At 65.7% G+C, this 17740-nt stretch carries 15 protein-coding genes; 3 read left to right on the top strand and 12 right to left on the bottom strand.

What is annotated here, in order from left to right:
• Positions 1–69: 69 nt before the first annotated feature.
• Positions 70–489 carry a hypothetical protein gene (locus B2W55_RS19305; RefSeq protein WP_024580777.1) on the bottom strand — a complete coding sequence of 140 codons (420 nt, stop codon included), beginning with the start codon at positions 487–489 and terminating at the stop codon, positions 70–72.
• 154 nt (positions 490–643) lie between these two features.
• On the opposite strand from B2W55_RS19305, the gene B2W55_RS19300 reads away from it, so the two are divergent.
• Complete coding sequence (locus B2W55_RS19300) at positions 644–1900, top strand: amidohydrolase family protein (RefSeq protein ID WP_024580776.1); 1257 nt, start codon at positions 644–646, stop codon at positions 1898–1900.
• Positions 1901–2142: 242 nt separating this feature from the next.
• Entirely contained in the window at positions 2143–3357 is a 1215-nt protein-coding gene (locus tag B2W55_RS19295; RefSeq protein ID WP_024580775.1) for a mandelate racemase/muconate lactonizing enzyme family protein, read from the top strand.
• A gap of 153 nt (positions 3358–3510) precedes the next feature.
• On the opposite strand, the gene B2W55_RS19290 is transcribed toward B2W55_RS19295, so the two are convergent.
• The 11 genes from B2W55_RS19290 to B2W55_RS19240 form a co-directional block, all read right to left on the bottom strand.
• Positions 3511–4743, bottom strand: coding sequence for an ABC transporter substrate-binding protein (locus B2W55_RS19290; RefSeq protein ID WP_024580774.1), 1233 nt, complete (start codon positions 4741–4743; stop codon positions 3511–3513).
• Between the two features lie 108 nt (positions 4744–4851).
• Entirely contained in the window at positions 4852–6891 is a 2040-nt protein-coding gene (locus tag B2W55_RS19285; RefSeq protein WP_024580773.1) for a hydantoinase/oxoprolinase family protein, read from the bottom strand.
• A gap of 7 nt (positions 6892–6898) precedes the next feature.
• A complete protein-coding gene (locus B2W55_RS19280; protein ID WP_024580772.1) occupies positions 6899–8557 on the bottom strand; it encodes a hydantoinase B/oxoprolinase family protein in 1659 nt (552 codons plus the stop codon).
• A 29-nt stretch (positions 8558–8586) separates the two neighbouring features.
• Positions 8587–9846 carry an MFS transporter gene (locus tag B2W55_RS19275; protein WP_024580771.1) on the bottom strand — a complete coding sequence of 420 codons (1260 nt, stop codon included), beginning with the start codon at positions 9844–9846 and terminating at the stop codon, positions 8587–8589.
• A 155-nt stretch (positions 9847–10001) separates the two neighbouring features.
• Positions 10002–10847 carry a CmcJ/NvfI family oxidoreductase gene (locus B2W55_RS19270; RefSeq protein ID WP_024580770.1) on the bottom strand — a complete coding sequence of 282 codons (846 nt, stop codon included), beginning with the start codon at positions 10845–10847 and terminating at the stop codon, positions 10002–10004.
• Between the two features lie 375 nt (positions 10848–11222).
• The gene (locus B2W55_RS19265; RefSeq protein WP_024580769.1) at positions 11223–12164 is read right to left on the bottom strand and encodes an ABC transporter substrate-binding protein; all 942 of its coding nucleotides are present in this window, start codon (positions 12162–12164) and stop codon (positions 11223–11225) included.
• Positions 12161–13255, bottom strand: coding sequence for an LLM class flavin-dependent oxidoreductase (locus B2W55_RS19260; RefSeq protein ID WP_024580768.1), 1095 nt, complete (start codon positions 13253–13255; stop codon positions 12161–12163). Before B2W55_RS19260 ends, B2W55_RS19265 begins: the two co-directional genes overlap by 4 nt.
• A 32-nt stretch (positions 13256–13287) precedes the next feature.
• Positions 13288–14460 carry an acyl-CoA dehydrogenase family protein gene (locus B2W55_RS19255; RefSeq protein WP_024580767.1) on the bottom strand — a complete coding sequence of 391 codons (1173 nt, stop codon included), beginning with the start codon at positions 14458–14460 and terminating at the stop codon, positions 13288–13290.
• Positions 14454–15251: an ABC transporter ATP-binding protein gene (locus B2W55_RS19250; protein WP_024580766.1), complete on the bottom strand. Its 798-nt coding sequence runs from the start codon at positions 15249–15251 to the stop codon at positions 14454–14456. Before B2W55_RS19250 ends, B2W55_RS19255 begins: the two co-directional genes overlap by 7 nt.
• Positions 15245–16261, bottom strand: a complete 1017-nt coding sequence (locus B2W55_RS19245) for an ABC transporter permease (RefSeq protein WP_024580765.1) — start codon at positions 16259–16261, stop codon at positions 15245–15247. Before B2W55_RS19245 ends, B2W55_RS19250 begins: the two co-directional genes overlap by 7 nt.
• Positions 16239–17330 (bottom strand): ABC transporter substrate-binding protein, encoded by a 1092-nt coding sequence (locus tag B2W55_RS19240; protein WP_024580764.1) that lies wholly within the window; start codon positions 17328–17330, stop codon positions 16239–16241. Before B2W55_RS19240 ends, B2W55_RS19245 begins: the two co-directional genes overlap by 23 nt.
• Between B2W55_RS19240 and B2W55_RS19235 the strand changes: the two genes are divergently transcribed.
• Positions 17320–17625: a hypothetical protein gene (locus B2W55_RS19235; RefSeq protein ID WP_145987279.1), complete on the top strand. Its 306-nt coding sequence runs from the start codon at positions 17320–17322 to the stop codon at positions 17623–17625. The two genes, B2W55_RS19240 and B2W55_RS19235, sit on opposite strands and share 11 nt — an antisense overlap.
• Positions 17626–17740: the final 115 nt, after the last annotated feature.

Here is a 17740-nt window from a genome sequence, read left to right as displayed (position 1 = left end):
CATTCGTGATCCACCGAGAAGCCGCGGCGTACTGGATGCCCCCGCTTGAAGCGGCGCATGACAGCGGGGCTACCCCTCGATCCCCCGCTGCACCAGAATCCGCTCGGCGCTGTCGTTCCAGACGTCCATCTTGACGATCTGCCCGCCCGTCACCACGAAGCGGTCGACGTAGCGGTTGCCTTCGAACGGCGTGCCGTCGATCCATTCGCCGTAGAGCGTGCCGATGCTGTAGACCACGGTCTCGCCGGCGCCGGGACAGACGTCGAAACGGTCCATCTTCTTCTTCACCCAGCGATAGCGCCTGGCGTTGAAGCCAGTCGGCCCCCGCGGATGGTCGAATTCACGTCCGCCGGTGAAGGTGATCACGGTGCCCGGCTTCATATAGGCGGCCGCCGCGTCGGGATCGGGGATCATTGACGCCGTCAGATAGGCCTCGACGATCTCGGCATCGGTCAGCGGGCGGGCATTGGTTTTGGTGGTGACGGACATGACGGGGCTCCAGGGATCGTCAAGACTCTACAATCTGGCTGTCAAAGTGCATGCACATTTTTTAAACAGTTTGACTAGCAATCTGCACACAATCTGTTGCTGCCGGTTCCCCGCGCTTCCGCTAGGCTGAGACCATCCTGATGTTTCTTCCCCGATGATCGCGAAACCTGCCTTCGACCTGGTCTTCCGCAATGCCGTGACGCGCAGATCGGCGTCCGCGGTCGATATCGGCATCGCCGACGGCAGGATCGCCGCGATCGCGCCACGGCTTACCTGCGAGACTGTCGAGGTCGACCTCGGCGGCCGGCTGGCGCTGGGCGGCTTCGTCGACACCCATATCCATCTCGACAAGGCCTGCCTGCTCGGCCGCTGCGGCCACGATCACAACAGCGTCGCCGAGGCGATCCGTGCGGTGTCGGCGATGAAGCGCGATTTCACGGTCGAGGACGTCTACGCACGCGGCGCCGGCGTGATCGAGCGCGCGATCACCGCGGGCACCACGCGGATGCGGACCCATGTCGAGATCGACCCGCGGATCGGATTGCGCGGCTTCGAGGCGGTCAAGGCGCTGAAGCGCGATTACGCCTGGGCGCTCGATCTCTCGGTCTGCGTCTTTCCACAGGAGGGCCTGACCAACGACCCCGGCGCCGACGAGCTGCTGGTCGCGGCACTCCACGACGGCGCCGAGGCGATCGGCGGCTGCCCTTACGTCGACACCGATCCGAACGCGCATATTTCGCGCATCTTCGACCTGGCGCAGCAATTCGACATCGATGTCGACCTGCATCTCGACTTCGATCTCGATCCGTCGTGGTGGCACATGGAAGAGGTCTGCCGGCAGACCGAGCGGCGCAACTATCACGGCCGCGTCGCGATCGGACATGCGACCAAACTCTCCGCGCTGCCGCCTGACAAGTTGAAGGCGGCGAGCGCGCGTCTCGCCGCAGCCGGTGTCGCGGTCACCGTGCTGCCCGCCACCGACCTCTATCTGATGGGCCGCGATGCCACCCACAACGCCCCGCGCGGCCTGACCGCTGCGCACCGGCTCGTGACCAGTGGCGTGCTGTGCTCGGTCGCGACCAACAATGTGCAAAACCCGTTCACGCCGTTCGGGGACGCATCGCTGCTGCGGATGGCCAATCTCTACGCCAATGCCGCGCATGCCGGGATCGGTGAATTCGAAACCTGCCTCGATCTGGTCACCGAGCTGCCGGCGCGGCTGATGAACCTCAGCGATTACGGCATCGCCGTCGGTAACCCCGCTGACCTCGTCGTGCTCGATTGCGACAGCGGAACCAATGCGATCGCCGAGCTGCCCGATGTGCTGATGGGCTTCAAGCGCGGCCGCAAGACCTTCGAGCGGCAGCGGCCGAGATTGTTCCGGCCGACTGCTCGTCTCCCGTCATCCTGAGGAGCCGCAAAGCGGCGTCTCGAAGGATGCACGACCCGCCTGCATCCACGCGGAGAGAGCCGGGCCGTCGACCCTTCGAGACGCCGCTTTGCGGCTCCTCAGGGTGACGGATCGATTGGGCAGGTCGGCGCACGTCGCAGCACCAACCTGCGCGCATTGTCGCCTTGCCCTGCCGCGAATTGACGCGTCCGCCGATCCGTTGTTGAACTTGCCCAACATCAACAAACGCCGGGCAGGAACCCATGAGTAAATCCACCACGATCAAAAGCGTCGAGACGCTCGCCTGCGATGCCGGCTGGCGGAATTATCACTTCGTCAAGGTGACGACCACGGATGGGCTGGTCGGCTGGAGCGAATATGACGAGGGTTTTGGCGCGCCCGGCGTGACGGCGGCGATCGAGCGGCTGTCGGCGCGGGTGATCGGCAAGAACGCCTTCGAGCATGAGCGGATCTATGTCGAGCTGTTCGCCGCGACGCGGCCTGCCGCCGGCGGCGTGGTGGCGCTGGCGTTGGGGGCGATCGAGAACGCGCTGCTCGACGTCAAGGCCAAGGCGCTCGGCGTGCCCTGCTACGACCTGCTCGGCGGCAAGATCCGCGACCGTGTGCGGGTCTACTGGTCGCATTGCGCGACCTGGCGCATCAATCATCCCGATTGGTACAAGCCGGCCATCACTGATCTCGACGGCGTCAAGGCGATCGGCGCCGAGGTGCGCGAGAAGAAATTCACGGCGATGAAGACCAACATCTTCGTCTATACCGACGGCAAGCCGCAGGGCTGGCGCCCCGGTTTCGGCTCGCCATTCCAGCCCGAGATCAATGTCGACCGCACCGTGCTGCGCAATCTCTGCATGCATCTGGAGGCGATCCGCGACGGCGCCGGGCCGGATGTCGACCTTTTGCTCGACCTCAACTTCAACGCCAAGACCGAAGGCTATCTGAAGATCCTGCGCGCCATCGAGAAGATGGACATGTTCTGGGTCGAGATCGACACCTTCAACCCGCAGGCGCTCGGCTATATCCGCCGCCAGAGCCCGCACCCGATCTCGTCCTGCGAAACGCTATTGGGCCTGCGCGAATTCCTGCCCTATTTCACCGAGCAGGCGATGGACGTCGCGATCATCGACACGCCGTGGAACGGGGTGTGGCAATCGATGAAGATCGCAGCCGCAGCCGAGCATTTCGAGGTCAACGTCGCGCCGCATAATTTCTACGGCCATCTCTGCACCATGATGAACGCGCATTTCTGCGCCGCGGTGCCGAACTTGAGGATCATGGAGACCGACATCGACCGGTTGGCCTGGGACCACGAGCTGTTCACCCATGTGCCCGAATTCGTCGACGGCCATCTGGTGATCCCGGACCGCCCGGGCTGGGGCACCGAGCCGAACGAAGAAGGCCTGCGCGCGCATCCGCCGAAGAACAAGGGCGGGTTGCTGAACTACGGGCTGAAGAAGTAACTCTCTCCGTCGTCCCGGCGAAGGCCGGGACCCATTACCACCGCTGCATCGGGTGAAAGGGACTATTGCCCCAGCGGAGCAAAACAAGTCTCAGTTGGGGTAATGGGTCCCGGCCTTCGCCGGGACGACGGATAAACCCAGCGCACGCCCCTCTCAATTATCCTCCCGCACCGGCGTGAACGCGCTCTCGATCACGTCGCCGATCGGCTGCCAGGCATTGCCGTCGAACTGCACCAGCCGCATCTGCTTGATCGGGCGGAAATCCTTCGGCCCGGTGTTGATGACGATTCCGGGCAGTGCAATCGGGCTCTGAAAGTTCTTCAGCGACGCCGCCTGCCGCATGATGTTGTCGCGCGACAGGTCGTCGCCGCATTGGCGCAGCACCTGCATCAGCGTGTCGGCGGCGGCATAGCCGAACACGGCATAGATGTCGTCCTTGTCGCCGTCGGGGTAGTATTTGTCCATGAAGGCGTCCCACGCCTTGATCTGCGGGTCGTTCTTCCAGGCGGCGTCGCCGGCGTCTTTCAGGAACGAGGTCGAGATCACGCCGAGCGAGTTTTGCAGGCCCGCCGGCCGCAATGCGCTGGCGATCGATGCCGAGGCATTGTCGAGGATGAACACCGGATGCCAGTCGAGGTCGGCGGCGACGCGGATCGCACGCGCCGCGATCGCCGGCGCGCCATCGAACACCAATATGTCGGCGCCGGAGTTCTTCAGGATCCCGATCTGGTTCTGGATCGCGGTCTCCGATGCGTCGAAAGCGAGGTCGGCGACGATCATGCCGGCGGTGTCGCCGAGCCCTTCCTGCAATCCCTTGAACAGGTCGCGGCCGAATTGGTCGTTCTGCCAGAGCACCGCGATCTTGCGCGAAGGATAGGCGGCCTGGATGTAATTGGCATAGATCCGTCCCTCGGCGCGGAAGGTCGGCTGCCAGCCCATAGTCCAGGGAAAGCTCGCGGGATGCGCCCATTCCTCGTCGCCGGACGCGACGAACAGCTGCGGGATCTTCTTCTCGTTGAGATATTTCCGCACGGCGAGGTTACTCGGCGTGCCGAACGAGCCGAACATCACCAGCACATCGTGCTGCTCGACCAGATCGCGGGTCTGCTCCATCGCGGTCTTCGGATTGGAGCTGTCATCGACCGAGACGAACCTGACCTTGCGGCCGTTGATGCCGCCATGTTCGTTGACCATGTCGAAATAGGCCGCCTCGGCCCGCCCGATGGTCGCGAACGCGGCGAGCGGCCCGGTGTAAGGCATCACATTGCCGATGCGGATTTCGCTGCCGGCCGCCTCCGGCGCCTGCTGCGCGCGCAACGGCGCTGCCGCGAGAACAACTGCGAGGGCCAGGACCGTCGAAAGCACGGTTTGTCGTTTTGTTTGCATCAACATCGCCACAAACGCCGGCGACTAGCCGGCGCTCCCTCCCAGCGAACGGAGCTTATCGCCCAAGCGGATGCCGGAAAAATGAAATGTTGATGGCGGAGATGGACCTCAGCGCAATGTTATGTCGAGCCAGCCCAGCGGATTGACCGCGACGCGGTCGCCATCATCGACCAGAACCGTGGTGGTTTCGGCCTCGATCACAGCGGGACCAGCCAGCGATTGCCCCGGCTTGAGGTCGTCGAGCGCATAAACCGGCACTTCGCGCCAGGCACCGAACCAGGCCTGCCGTTTGCCGCGCGGTGCGCAGGGCGCAGCCGACGGCGTCCCGCCAGCCTCGCTGCCGCGTGGCGCCACCTTGCCGACCGCGGCGACACGCGCATTGACGAACACCACCTCCTGCCCACGCGAGGCATAGGTGTAGAGCTCCTCATGGCGGCGATGGAAACGCTCCTCGATCTGCGCCACCAGATCGGCGGCGCCGAGATCGAGGTCACCGAGCGGCACGTCGATCTCGAACACCTGCTCGCCGTAACGCATCTCGGCCGAGCGCTCGATCGCGATGTCGCCCTTGAACCAGTCACGCAGGCGGCCCGCCGCCTGCGCCTCCAGGGCAGCGAACAGTGCACGCACCTCGTCGGCGGAAATCCGGCCCGTGCCGTAATGCGTGCGGCTGACCTCGTAGCGCAGGTCGCTGGTCAGCATGCCCCAGGCCGACAGCACGGAGGCCACTGTCGGCACGATGATGCGCTTGATCTCGAGCTCGCGCGCGACCTCCGCGGCATGCATGCCGGCGGCGCCGCCGAAGCTGAGCAGCGCGAATTTTCTGGGATCGACGCCGCGGCGCAAGGTCATCAGGCGGATGCCGTCGGCCATCTTCAGGTTGATCATCTTGTAGATGCCGGCGGCAGCCTCGATCCGCGACAGTTCGAGCGCCGCAGCGATCCGGTCGACCGCGGCTTCCGATGCCGCGCGATCGAGCGGCCGCGCGCCGCCCATGAAGGCCGCGGCATCGAGATAGCCGAGCACGACATTGGCGTCTGTCACGGCGGCCGCGGTGCCGCCATTACCGTAACAAGCCGGGCCCGGCACCGAGCCCGCGCTCTCCGGCCCGACCCGCAAGGTGCGGCTGCCGTCGACGCTCGCGATCGAGCCGCCGCCGGCTGCGATGCTGGCGATGTCGAGGCTGCGCAGCGCGATACGCTGGCCCGCCAGCATTCCGTCGGCCGACAGCGAGGCCTGGCCATCCGCGATCAGCGAGATGTCGGTCGAGGTGCCGCCCATGTCGAACGGCACCAGATCGGGAATCCCGAGCATCTCGGCGCAGCGGCGGCTGCCGGAGATGCCGCCGGCCGGCCCCGACAGCACGGTGCCGGCGGCGAGCCGCGAGGCTTCCTCCACCGGCGCCATGCCGCCATGCGACAGCACGACAAACAGCGAGCCTTTGAAACCGGCCTCATGCAGGCCGCGCTCCAGATTGGTGAGATAGCGCCGCACCGTCGGCGCGACATAGGCGTTCACGATGGTGGTCGAGACGCGCTCATATTCCTTGATCTGCGGCAGCACGTCGCTGGAACGCGACACGCTGATCTCGGGCAATTCCTTCGCCAGCCGTTCGACCGCGGCAAGCTCATGCGCCGGATTGAGATAGGCGTGCAGGAAGCATACCGCGACCGAATTCGCGCCGGATCGTTTCACCTCGGCGATGACGTCGCCGAGCGCCGTGGCATCCAGTGCCACCGCCGCGCTGCCGTCGGCCTTCAGCCGCTCGCGCACACCGAAGCGGCGCTCGCGCGGCACCAGCGGCTCCGGCGGCGGCGTGCGCAGATCGTAACGATCCGGCTTCAGCCCCTCGCGCATCTCGACGACGTCGCGATGGCCCTCGGTGGTGAGCAGCGCGACCTTCGCGCCCTTGCGCTCCAGTAGCGCATTGGTCGCAACCGTCGTGCCGTGCACCAGGCGATCGGTGGCGGTGAGCATCGCCGCGCGCGTGACGTCGAGACGCCGCGCCAGTTCGTCCAATCCGGCCATCACGCCGATCGACTGATCGGCCGGCGTGGACGGCGATTTCGCGAACACGGTTCGCCCGGTTTGATCCGTCGCAACCAGGTCGGTGTAGGTGCCGCCGACGTCAACGCCAATCGTATACATCGCTGCCCTATACCGCCTTCGAAACCAGTCCTTGCGCGACGTCGCGCGCCCGCGCCTCCGCCGATCGCTGCTCGGGTGGTCCCCAACCACCACCACCGGAGGATCGGATCTCGAGGCAATCGCCGGGACGCAGCTCGATGCCGACCTCCTTGGTCTTCAGCACCCGCGGCTCGCGGCCTTCCGACAGGAGGCGATAGCGATGCGGCTCGCCATCCTGGCCGCCGAGCATGCCGCAGGGACCGTGGCGCGCGCCGTCGCCGGCGGTGTTGCCCTTGGCCGGCTTTTGCGTCTCCAGCACCATGTCGAGCGCCACACCGAGTCCGCCGCGATGCTGGCCGTCGCCGCCGGAATCCGGCCGGAACTCGTGCTGGCGGAAATGCAGCGGGAATCGCACTTCCGCGACCTCGATGCTGCCGAACTTGAGTCCGCCGACCGAATGCCACTCGCCGATCGAGGAATAGCCGTCGCCGCCGGGCGATGCGCCGCCGCCGGGCCGCGCCTGGAACATGTGCCAGATGAAATTGCGCCCGTTGCGCGGATCCTCGCCCTGGATCGCAATCCGGAACCGGCGGCCCCAGCCGCCCATCACGCGGTCCGGACAGGACGCCGACATCGCCTTGATGATTGCTTCGACGATCTCGTTGGAGGGATGGCTGGTGCACAAGGTCACGGGCCGGCCGGGATCGGCCCATACGATGGTGCCCTGCTTCGCCACCACCTTGAGCGGCCGCAGCGCGCCGGTATTCTTCGGGATGTCGGCGTCGATCAGATAGGCAAACGCCATCGCGACCGCGGCCTGCATGTTGGCATGCGAGGAATTGACGAAACTGGTCGACTGCGGATCGGAGCCGGTGAGATCGACCTCGATGTCGCTGCCCGTCTTGGTCACCTTGGCGGCGATCTTGATGTCGGTGCGGCCGTGGCCGTCGTCGTCGAGCAGCGCTTCGCCGGTGAACACGCCGTCCTTCCAGGTCGACACCACGGCGCGGGTCTGCTGCTCGGTGGCATCCAAGATCGCCTCGATCGCGGCTTCGACGGTCTCCGCGCCGAACTCGCTGAACAATTTTGAGACGCGGCGCTCGCCGAGATGCGCGGCGCCGAGCATCGCCGCGAGGTCGCCGCGGAATTCGCGGGGATTGCGGATGTTCAAAGCCAGGAGGTCGAGCAGATCCTCGCGCGGCTTGCCGGCCTCGTAGAGCTTGATCGGCGGAATCCGGATGCCTTCCTGATAGATCTCGGTCGCAGCCGGATTGTAGGCGCCATGGGTGGCGCCGCCGATGTCGCTCTGATGCGCGCGCACGATGGTCCACAGCAGCCTTTTTCCGCCGTCGAACACCGGCACGAAGGCGGTCAGATCGGGCAGATGACTGCCGCCCTGATAGGGATCGTTGAGCAGGATGACGTCGCCGGGCGCGATCTCCTTGAAGCGCTCCTCGACCGCCAGCGTCGCCCACGGCAGCGCCCCGACATGCACGGGGATGTGATCGGCCTGCGCGATCAGCCGCCCGCTGGTGTCGCAGATCGCCAGCGAGAAATCGCGGCTCGAATTGAGGATCTGCGAATAGGAGGTGCGAAGCATGGATTCGCCCATCTCCTTCACGATCGACGACAGGCGGTGCTGGACGACGGAGCGGGTGATCGGGTCGATCTTGGCGGGCGTGGGCACGTGACTTCCGGAAGCGGTGGAACCGGCCGCTATCTTACCGTCGCCGCCGTCGAGGTATAGACCCAAAACAGCGCAGTCCCGATCAGCAGCGCGGCCGCGATGAACAGCAGCACCGCGGGCAGCCCGAACAGCGCCGCGACGCCGGCGGTGCTCGATTGCAGCAGCGCGGCACCCAGGAAGAATGCGAGATTGACCGAGGACAGCGCCTTGCCGGTGTTCTGGGCATCGACCAGCTGCCGCGTCATGCCGTAGATCAAGGGCTGCGCCGAGGTCACCAGCCCGATCAGGATCAGCAGCACCAGGTCATACCGCGTCGGCATCACGGCAACGCCGAACAGGTTGGAGACCGGGAAATGCGGCGCGCCGCCTGCCATCACGACCAGCAGCAAAGCGGCGACCGCATGGGTTGCCGCCACCACGGTACGGCGATGCCCGAACTTGCGATCGAAGGCACCGATACAGGCTGGGCCCACAATCATCGCCAGCGTGAACAGGCCAAGCACATTGCCGGCCTCGATGCGGCTCAGACCCTTCACATCCATCAGCCACGGCCCGGCCCACAGGCCGCGCAGCACCAGCGAGGCGCCGAGCGACACCAGCGACAGCGCGATCAGGCCGCGCAGACCGCGCGACAGCCCGAGCCGCAGCACCTCGGCCATCTGCCGCAGCGGCGAGGATTCATCGGCATGCGCCGCCGGCTGGCGCGGCACCAGCGCGAACACCGCGATCAGCACGACGATGCCGAAGCCGGCCGAAAGCCAGAAGCCGGCGCGCCAGCCCAACTGATCGACCACGAAGGCCAGCGGGCTCGCCGACAACAGCATGCCGATATTGCCGATCGAGAGGATCAGGCCGGACCACAGGCCGAACTTCGCCGCCGACATCTGCTTGGCGGCGAGCGTCATCGGGCACATCAGCATGCCCGAGGTGGCGACGCCGAGCATCAACTGGCCGAGCACGAAGCTCGCGGGACCGGTGGCCAGCGCCGAGACCAGCGTTCCGACCACGGTGCCGGTGAGCAGGCCGAGCGACACCGGCCGCACGCCGAAGCGGTCCATGGCGGCGCCGACCGGGATCTGCGAGGCGGCAAAGGAGAAATGATAGATCGAGGTCAGGCTCGCCAGCGCCTGCGGCGAGGTGCCGAAATCCCGCGCCATCAAATCGAGGCTGATCGCCGGGATGGTTCGCAGCAATGTCGACAGCATATGGCCGGAGGCCAATGCCAGAAGCGCAAGAACCAGGGCGCGGAAACCGATCCCCGCCTCTTCCTTCGTCACCACGCCGTCCATGAATCGCTTATTCCCCGGGCATCCCAGGGACGGGCGTAACATTATTGGGCTGGCGGTGCCAACTTTGAAGGCAACGCTCTGTCGGAGGCCCCTGATGCGGTCATGGCCGGGCTTGTCCCGGCCATGACGAATTCGTCGAAGCGTAGTCCTGATGACTACTGCTTATGGAACACAAGCGTACGCAGCTCGATGCTCTCGCGCGGCGCGGCGTCGGCCGGCGTGGTCGGGTCGACGAACGCGGTGTGCGGCCCAAACCGGGTCCGGCCGTCGGTCGCCGAGTCGTAGCATTTCAGCAGGATCGCCTCGTCCGGCGTCATCTCGGGGATGTAGAACCAGCGGTGGTTCGGATTGTATTTCACCGAATAGGTCTCGCCGCTGCGGTTCGGATAGATCAGGTCGGAGGCGATCAGATCTTCCGGCGCGATCGTGGTGCCGTCGGCCATCGCGAGCGGTGAATCGCGCAACGGACCGCGGATCGGACGCCATAGATTGATCACCTGGACGCGGCCCTTGACCAGTTGCTCGGCCTCGTTAGGCAGGTGTTCGAACACGCGGTTGTGGCCGGAGATCGCGGTCTGGTCGACATGGACCCGGGTCGCGGGCTGGCGCGGTCCGCCGCCGCGGATGTCGGCAGCGCCCTCGACGCGCTTGCGCACGGTGTGATCGAAGATGAAGACGCGATCGGCCTTCAGCGTCGCCTTCAGGAACGCCTCGACCGCCGGGTAGTAGACGTTGCGGACTTCATTGTCGTCGTAATAGTCCTTCACGCTGGTCGGATGCTTGACCAGCGCAAAGCCTTCGCGGTCGAGCGAGAAGCTGTCGGCGATCAGGCGCCCGTCGAAGATCGGAACATTGTGGGCTTCGGGCAGCGCGGTGGATTTGGGTTCGCCGGGCGGCGGGTCGAAAGCGTAGGTCCGGGGCTTGCCCGGCGTCGGCGCGAGATAGTTCAGTTCAGCGGTCACAAACGGCAGCGACTCGATGCGAGTTTCTTGAAGGCCCATGGTGATCTCCCGGACTCGATTGTTCGTGCATTTGATTTTGGCGGCGCGGGAGGGCGCGGCAAGGGGACGACGAAAATAGCAACGTTGCGGTCTTGGCAGGTGCCGAAAGGGGAAAATCGTTGTCGCATGTCGCGCGACAACGATTGAATGTTTTGGTGATCACGGATTCGTTAGCATGATGAATATTGGCACGTCCCCTCCACGCCGGTCGTCCTGGCGAAAGCCAGGACCCATAACCACTGAATTTGATGATGACCGGGATAGTGGCTCCAGCGTCGTCCAAAAAGCAGACGATTGGGGCAATGGGTCCTGGCTTTCGCCAGGACGACGCCGATATCTGGTGCATTGGCAGCGCCTACCGCCTATGCCGTCGCTCTACAGCCCCGCGCCCTTCTCGACAGCGGCGGCAAACGATCGATCGACGATGTCGGCGGCGTTGATCTTCTGCCGGATCAGGCCCCAGCGATCGTAGAGGTCGATGGTCTTCTGCTCGTCGGCCACCACGCTGTCGTCGATCGGCGCGATGCGGATCCTGGCCCGGGTCAGCCAGTTCAACGGCACCGCGGGCGGGATGTTCATCAGCCTGCCCCAGGTCGCGGCATAGCCCTCGACATTGTTCTGCGACCATGCCCGCGCGGCCGCGAGCCGGCGCACGAAATCCTCGAGCTCGGCGCGCTTGCCCTTGATCGCGTCCGGCGTCGCGACCTGGAAGCCGAGGCCGGGCGTGATGCCGTCTGCGGTGATGACGCGGCGTGACTTGAACAGCACCTCTTCCTGGCTCACGTAAGGCTCCCAGGTCGACCAGGCATCGACCGAGCCTTGCATGTAGGCGACCTTGGCGTCCGACGGCGCGAGGAACACGATCTGCACGTCGACGGCCCCCCAACCCCTGGATTCCAGCGCCGCCAGGATCAGCTGATGGCCGATCGAGCCGCGGCCGGTCGCGATCTTCTTGCCACGCAGGTCGTCGAAGCTCTTGATCGCCGAGTTTTCCGGCACCAACACCGCAAGCCCGTCGCGCGACTGGCGCACGGCCGCGATCGCCTTGACCGGGATTTTGGCGGCCGCGGCGAAGGTGAACGGGGCGTCGCCGACCAGGCCGGTGTCGATCGCGCCCGCGCCGAGCGCTTCCAGCAGCGGCGCGGCGGCGGCGAACTCCTTCCATTCGATCTTGTAGGGCACATCCTTGAGCACCCCGGCCGCTTCCATCACGGCCTGCGAATTGCCCTTCTGGTCGCCGACGCGCAGCGTGGCCTGCGCGAAGGCCGCGTCGATGGCGGCGAGCGCGAGCGCCGCCGCGACGATGAGACGGATCATTCTGCGGCAATCCCCCGTTGCTCATCGCGCGCAGCGATCAGCTTGCGGGTCAGCGGGATCAGCTCGCGGCCATAGTCGATGGCATCGACCAGCGGATCGAAGCCGCGGATCAGGAAGTGGCTGACGCCGAGATCGTAGTAATCGGCAAATACCTCGGCGACCTGCTCGGGCGTGCCGACCAGCGCCGTGGTGTTGCTGTTGGCGCCGGTGAGCTTTGCGATCTCGGTCCACAGCCGTTTGTCGATGCGCTGGCCCTGATCGGCGAGCGCCAGCAGCCGCTTGGCGCCGTCGGTCGCGTGGTTGGGACGACGGTAGCCGGTCTGGTCCTGCAACGCGGTGGCGCGCTCCAGGATGTGCTCCGCCTTCGCCCACGCCTTCTCTTCGGTGTCGGCCAGGATCGGCCGCACCGACAGGCTGAAGCGCGGCGTCGGCCGGCCATTTTTGGCCGCGGCCGCGCGCACCCGCGCGGTGACGTCGCGCACTTGGGCGTAGGACTCCCCCCACAGCGCGAAAGTATCGGCGTGCTTGCCGGCGACCTCGACCGCGGCGTCCGAGCCGCCGCCGACGAAAGTGTAGATGCCGCCCTTCTGCAACGGCTTCACCTGCGAGAAGCCGTTCTCGACGTTGTAGTACTTGCCGCTGTAGTTGAACGGCTTCTCGCTGGTCCATTCCAGCCGCACCACGTCGAGGAATTCGCTGGTGCGGGCGTAGCGCTCGTCCTTGTCGTCGAGCGTGTTGCCATCCTGGCGCAGCTCGATGGCGTTGCCGCCGGTGATGACGTGCAGCGAGACGCGGCCGCCATAGAACTGGTCCAGCGTCGCGAGCTGGCGCGCCAGGAGCGTCGGCGCGGTAAAGCCCGGCCGTTGCGCGATCATCACCTTGAGCTGCTTGGTGATCGTGAGCACATGCTGCGCGACCTGCAAGGCGTCCGGCGTGGTCGAGTGGAACGCCAACAAGGCGCGGTCGAAACCGGCGAGCTCATGCGCCTTGGCGACCGTCTCGATATAGGGCGGATCAAGCACCGGACCTGTGCGGACGATGGTCTCGGACGCATTGTTGTTGGTGATGAAGCCGATGAACTCGACCGGCATGGCTGATAACTCCGTTGTTGTTGGCTGTTGTTTCAGACGCCCAGCGCGAAGCGTCCGGCGGAGACACGGGTGGAATCATCCTGTGGAGTATGAACGCGGCCGCACAACACGTCGCGATAATGCCGCTCCAGCGGATTGGTTCGCGACAGGCCGTGATTGCTGGTCAGCGACAAGGCATCCTCCACCACTGCCGCGGCGTTGTTGGTCACCGTCAGCTTGACGATGTTAGACTCGATCGCGGTGAGCTGGAAGCCGTTATCGAAATCGGCGGCGAAGCTGTCGATCAGCCGGGCGTTGACCGCGAGCCGGGCCTCGATTCCGCCGACTACCTCCTGCATCCGGGGCAATGTCGCCAGCGGCGCGCCGAGATTGGCGGGCACCCGCTCCTTCAGGAATGTGACCAGCCAGTCGCGGGCGGCGCGGGCGATGCCGTCATAGATCGCGGCAACAAAGATCGCATGCACGGTCGCCTGGGTGACGTCAGGAACCTTCCAGTCATCGGGCTTGCGGACGTCGATCTCGCAGTCCAGCGGAAACACCACGTCGTCGAAGACCACCGTGTGGCTGCCGCTGGCGCGCAGGCCGAGATGATCCCAGCTCTCCTCGATCCGCGTTCCCGGCAATCCGGCCGGAACCAGGAACTGCCCGACACGGGCGTCCGGCTCGTCGGTCTTCGCCCAGACCGCGTACCATTTCAGGATCGGCGCGCCGGTCGAATAGATCTTGCGGCCGGTCAGCCGCCAGCCAGTTTCGGTGCGGCGCGCGATTGTCGCCGGCAGGCCGCCGCGGGCGGGCGAGCCGAGTTCGGGTTCGACCCGCAGCGCGTTGATCAGCGCCACGCCCTCGACCGTCTCCTTGGCAAGCTTGCGCGACAGCCGAGTAGGCCAGCGCGTGCTGCGCGCCATCACCAGATGCTGGATGTAATGCATCGACAGCACCAGCGCCGTCGACGGATCGGCCTTGCCGACGATACCAAGCACGCGCGTGGCATCGCGGGCACCTGCCCCGCCGCCGCCAAGCGCCGCCGGCACGGTGAGCGCGAGCAGGCCTTCGCGCGAAAGGTCGGCGAAATTCTCGAACGGGAAGCTGGCGTCGCGATCGTGCGCCGGCGCTCGCGCGGCGAAGACGCCCGCAAGACGCAGCGCACGCGCAATGTGCTCCGGCTCGTTGGCCTCCGGCAGCTCCCTCGCCGCCGTCGTCACCATGTCGCCTCCAGTCCGAGCAAGCCGAGGATCTGCTTGCGCAGCTCCGCGAGATAGGGATCGCCGCGATGCCGCGGATACGGCCGCTGCACGGCGATATCAGCCTTGATCCGCGCCGGCCGGTCGGAGAGCACGATGACGCGGTTGGCGAGCACCAGTGCTTCCTCGACGTCGTGGGTGACCAATAGCGTAGTAAACCCCTTGCGCTGCCACAGCGCCACGAGCTCCGATTGCATCGCGATCCGGGTCAGGGAGTCGAGCTTGCCGAGCGGCTCGTCGAGCACCAGGATCTTCGGATCGTTGACCAGCGCGCGCGCCAGCGCCACCCGCTGCGCCATGCCTCCGGAGAGCTGGTGCGGATAGGCATTGCGGAACGAGGACAGGCCGACCAGCTCGATGACCGCATCGACTCGGTGCCGCTGGGTCTTGAGAATGCCCTGCGCTTCCAGCCCGAGCGCAACATTGTCCCACACCGTGCGCCAGGGAAACAGCGTCGGATCCTGGAACACGACGACGCGCGACGGATGCGGGCCGGTGATGCGCGCATCGTCCTCCCGCAGCGAGCCGGCGCGCGGCTTCTCCAGCCCGGCGACCAGCCGCAGCAAGGTCGACTTGCCGCAACCGGACGGACCGAGCAGCGCGACGAACTCGCCGGGCGCGATCGAGAGGGTGACGTTGTCGAGCACCGGAAGAGCCACGCCATCGATATCGAAGGCGTGGCTGACGCCCTCGATGTCGAGTTCGGCGCCAACGGCGGGATAGGTGATCGCCTCAGCAGCGGATTGCACTACCATTTGACGACGCCCTTCTGCCAGACCAGCAGGCGGTCGCGGGTGCGGAACAGCAGCGTGATCGCCCCGGAGCAGAGCAGCGACATCACGATCAGCGCCGCATACATGTTGGAATAGGCCGCCCAGCCCTGCGCCCATTGCAGGTACCAGCCGAGCCCCGCCTTGACGCCGATCATCTCGGCGACGACGAGCACCGCAAAGGACGAACCGAGCCCCATGAACAGGCCGACGAACACATGCGGCAGCGCGGCGGGGATCGCAACCTTCAGCACCAGGAACGACGGCCTTGCGCCGAGCGTGCGCGCGACGTCGTAATAGGCGCTGCTGACGCTCGCCACACCCGACCAGGTCAGCACCGTCACCGGGAAGCCGGTGGCGAGCGCGATCAGGAAGGTTGAGGCGCTCCAGCTCGACGGAAAGGTGAAGAACGCGATCGGCAGCCAGGCGGTGGCCGGCAGCGGACCGATGAAGCGCAGCACCGGATGCACCCAGTAGCCAATCTTTTGCGACCAGCCGATCGAGACGCCGGTGATGAAGCCGACGGTTGCGCCGATGATGTAGCCGCCGAGTTGCAGCTTGATCGAGGCGAACACGCTGTCGAGCAGCTTTGGCAGGTCGTCGGTATAGACCTCGAGGATCGCCTGCGGCGGCGGGAAGAACGGCAGCGGCAGCCAGGCGAATTTCGCGGTCGCGACTTCCCACAACGTGACGAAGGCGCCGAACGCGACCAGCCAGGGCGCGCGCTTGCGCAGCGCCTGTCCGGCGCCGCCGAGATAATCCGCGCTGAATGTGCCGAACAGGATGAAGGCCGCGATCACGATCGCCCCGATGCCGAGCGATCCGGTCCGCGACCAATCACCGACATCGGGCCAATACAGGCATGACAGGCCGAAAGCGAGCCAGGCGAGGCTTGCCGCGAGCCCGACGCCGTAGCTGCCGGAGAGGTCCGCGAATGTGACCGCAGCACGCGGCGCGGCCGCGGCGGTCGCGTCAGACACCGAATACGTCGACATAGATCCGCTCCGCGAATTTGGCCGTGTCGGTGCTCTGCTTGAACACCTGAACCGATTTCAGATCGTCGGCATAGCCCTTGAGCTCGCGCTTCAGCACCTCGCCGGTCGGGTGATGATGGTGGGTGTGGTAACGCGCCATCGCCTCGAGATCGGCGAGGCTCGCGGCCTTCGGCGCATAGGGCTGGAACGACTTCGCAGCCTTGTCAGGGTTCTGCGAGGTGAACATCGCGGCGTCGAGCAACGCCTGGGTGATGGCGCGCGCGACATGGGGCTCCTCGCGCACCAGGCTGCCGCGCAGACCGACGATGCAGCAGCTCTTGTCGCGGTACTCGCCGTCGAGGTTGGAGGCGACCTCCTTGTACTGCGCGTCCTTGAGCCAGAGATAAGCCAACGGATCGGACGACAGGAAGGCCTGCACCTCGCCCTTCTCGACCGCGACATTGAGCAGATTGCCGGGATAGGCGCGCCAGTCGACATCCCTGACCGGATCGATCCCGAGCTTGGAGAGCTGGATCGAGAAGAAGTTCTTGTCAGGGCCCGCGAGATCGCCGACCGCGACGATCTTGCCCTTGAGATCGGCAAGCTTGTCGACGCCGGAGTTGGTGCGGGTCAACACCCGCATGCAGCCGCCATGGGTACCAGCGGCGATCTTGACGTCAAAGCCCTGCTCGAGCGGCTTCAACCAGCGCAGCGCCATGCCGAGCCCGGCATCGCTCTTGCCGGTGGCGATCGCCTCCAGCAGTTGGTCGGTCGAGCCGGAATAATTGACGAGCTCGACGTCGAGGTTCTGCTTCTGGAAGAAGCCGTGGTCGATCGCGACCGGCAACGGCGCAAGGCAGACCGCGCCGGCGTTCCACGACAGCTTGAGCTTGCGCGGCGCGCCTGATAGCGGCGGTGCATCGGACGCGGTCTTGCACACCGGGAATTCGGAGAAGTCGATCGCCGGCGTGATTGCACGCGGCGCGAAGGCCTGCGCGCTATAGGCTCCGATCGGCGCGGCAAAGGCCGCTGCGGCGCCCGCACGCAGCAATGTGCGGCGATCCATCACCGTCTTCTTGTTGGTCGACATTTTCACTCCTGCGTTTCGGCAAGGCTCCGCGCCGCGCGCAGACCGTCATGGCCTGCGCGCCCCGTCGTTCGAAGCTCAAGTTTCAGAAAAAGCGGATTTCGTCCTGTGCTATTGCACTCAAAGCCACGCGCAAATGATGCGGCGCGACAAGTTCACCGTCAATGAAATGGAATTTCGAATGTGGTCGGCGCGGCAGCTGATCTCTCCACGAGAGCATCGCGCGACGATGAAAGGATTTTCGCTGTCGGCGCGGTGCGGAGGCGTGGCGCCGGCATCTCGACTGCATCAAATCTGATCGGATCGGGATCGCATGCGCAATGTGTTCTACGCGCGGTATGCACGACGAGATCATCCTTGCTGGTGTGCCTGCGAATACAGATTTCCGTTTCGTTGACGGCGAAGCGCTTGCT

The organism is Bradyrhizobium sp. UBA2491, from assembly GCF_002341725.1.
Lineage (GTDB): Bacteria > Pseudomonadota > Alphaproteobacteria > Rhizobiales > Xanthobacteraceae > Bradyrhizobium.
Note: the sequence above shows the minus strand (reverse complement) of the source record. Positions and strands in the feature narration are given on the sequence as shown.

Coding starts and splice junctions, on each gene's coding strand:
- B2W55_RS19270 (WP_024580770.1), bottom strand. CDS start 10,847: ATGGGCCTTCAAGAAACTCGCATCGAGTCGCTGCCGTTTGTGACCGCT.
- B2W55_RS19245 (WP_024580765.1), bottom strand. CDS start 16,261: ATGTCGACGTATTCGGTGTCTGACGCGACCGCCGCGGCCGCGCCGCGT.
- B2W55_RS19255 (WP_024580767.1), bottom strand. CDS start 14,460: ATGGTGACGACGGCGGCGAGGGAGCTGCCGGAGGCCAACGAGCCGGAG.
- B2W55_RS19250 (WP_024580766.1), bottom strand. CDS start 15,251: ATGGTAGTGCAATCCGCTGCTGAGGCGATCACCTATCCCGCCGTTGGC.
- B2W55_RS19260 (WP_024580768.1), bottom strand. CDS start 13,255: ATGCCGGTCGAGTTCATCGGCTTCATCACCAACAACAATGCGTCCGAG.
- B2W55_RS19305 (WP_024580777.1), bottom strand. CDS start 489: ATGTCCGTCACCACCAAAACCAATGCCCGCCCGCTGACCGATGCCGAG.
- B2W55_RS19285 (WP_024580773.1), bottom strand. CDS start 6,891: ATGTATACGATTGGCGTTGACGTCGGCGGCACCTACACCGACCTGGTT.
- B2W55_RS19240 (WP_024580764.1), bottom strand. CDS start 17,330: ATGTCGACCAACAAGAAGACGGTGATGGATCGCCGCACATTGCTGCGT.
- B2W55_RS19275 (WP_024580771.1), bottom strand. CDS start 9,846: ATGGACGGCGTGGTGACGAAGGAAGAGGCGGGGATCGGTTTCCGCGCC.
- B2W55_RS19290 (WP_024580774.1), bottom strand. CDS start 4,743: ATGCAAACAAAACGACAAACCGTGCTTTCGACGGTCCTGGCCCTCGCA.
- B2W55_RS19295 (WP_024580775.1), top strand. CDS start 2,143: ATGAGTAAATCCACCACGATCAAAAGCGTCGAGACGCTCGCCTGCGAT.
- B2W55_RS19265 (WP_024580769.1), bottom strand. CDS start 12,164: ATGATCCGTCTCATCGTCGCGGCGGCGCTCGCGCTCGCCGCCATCGAC.
- B2W55_RS19300 (WP_024580776.1), top strand. CDS start 644: ATGATCGCGAAACCTGCCTTCGACCTGGTCTTCCGCAATGCCGTGACG.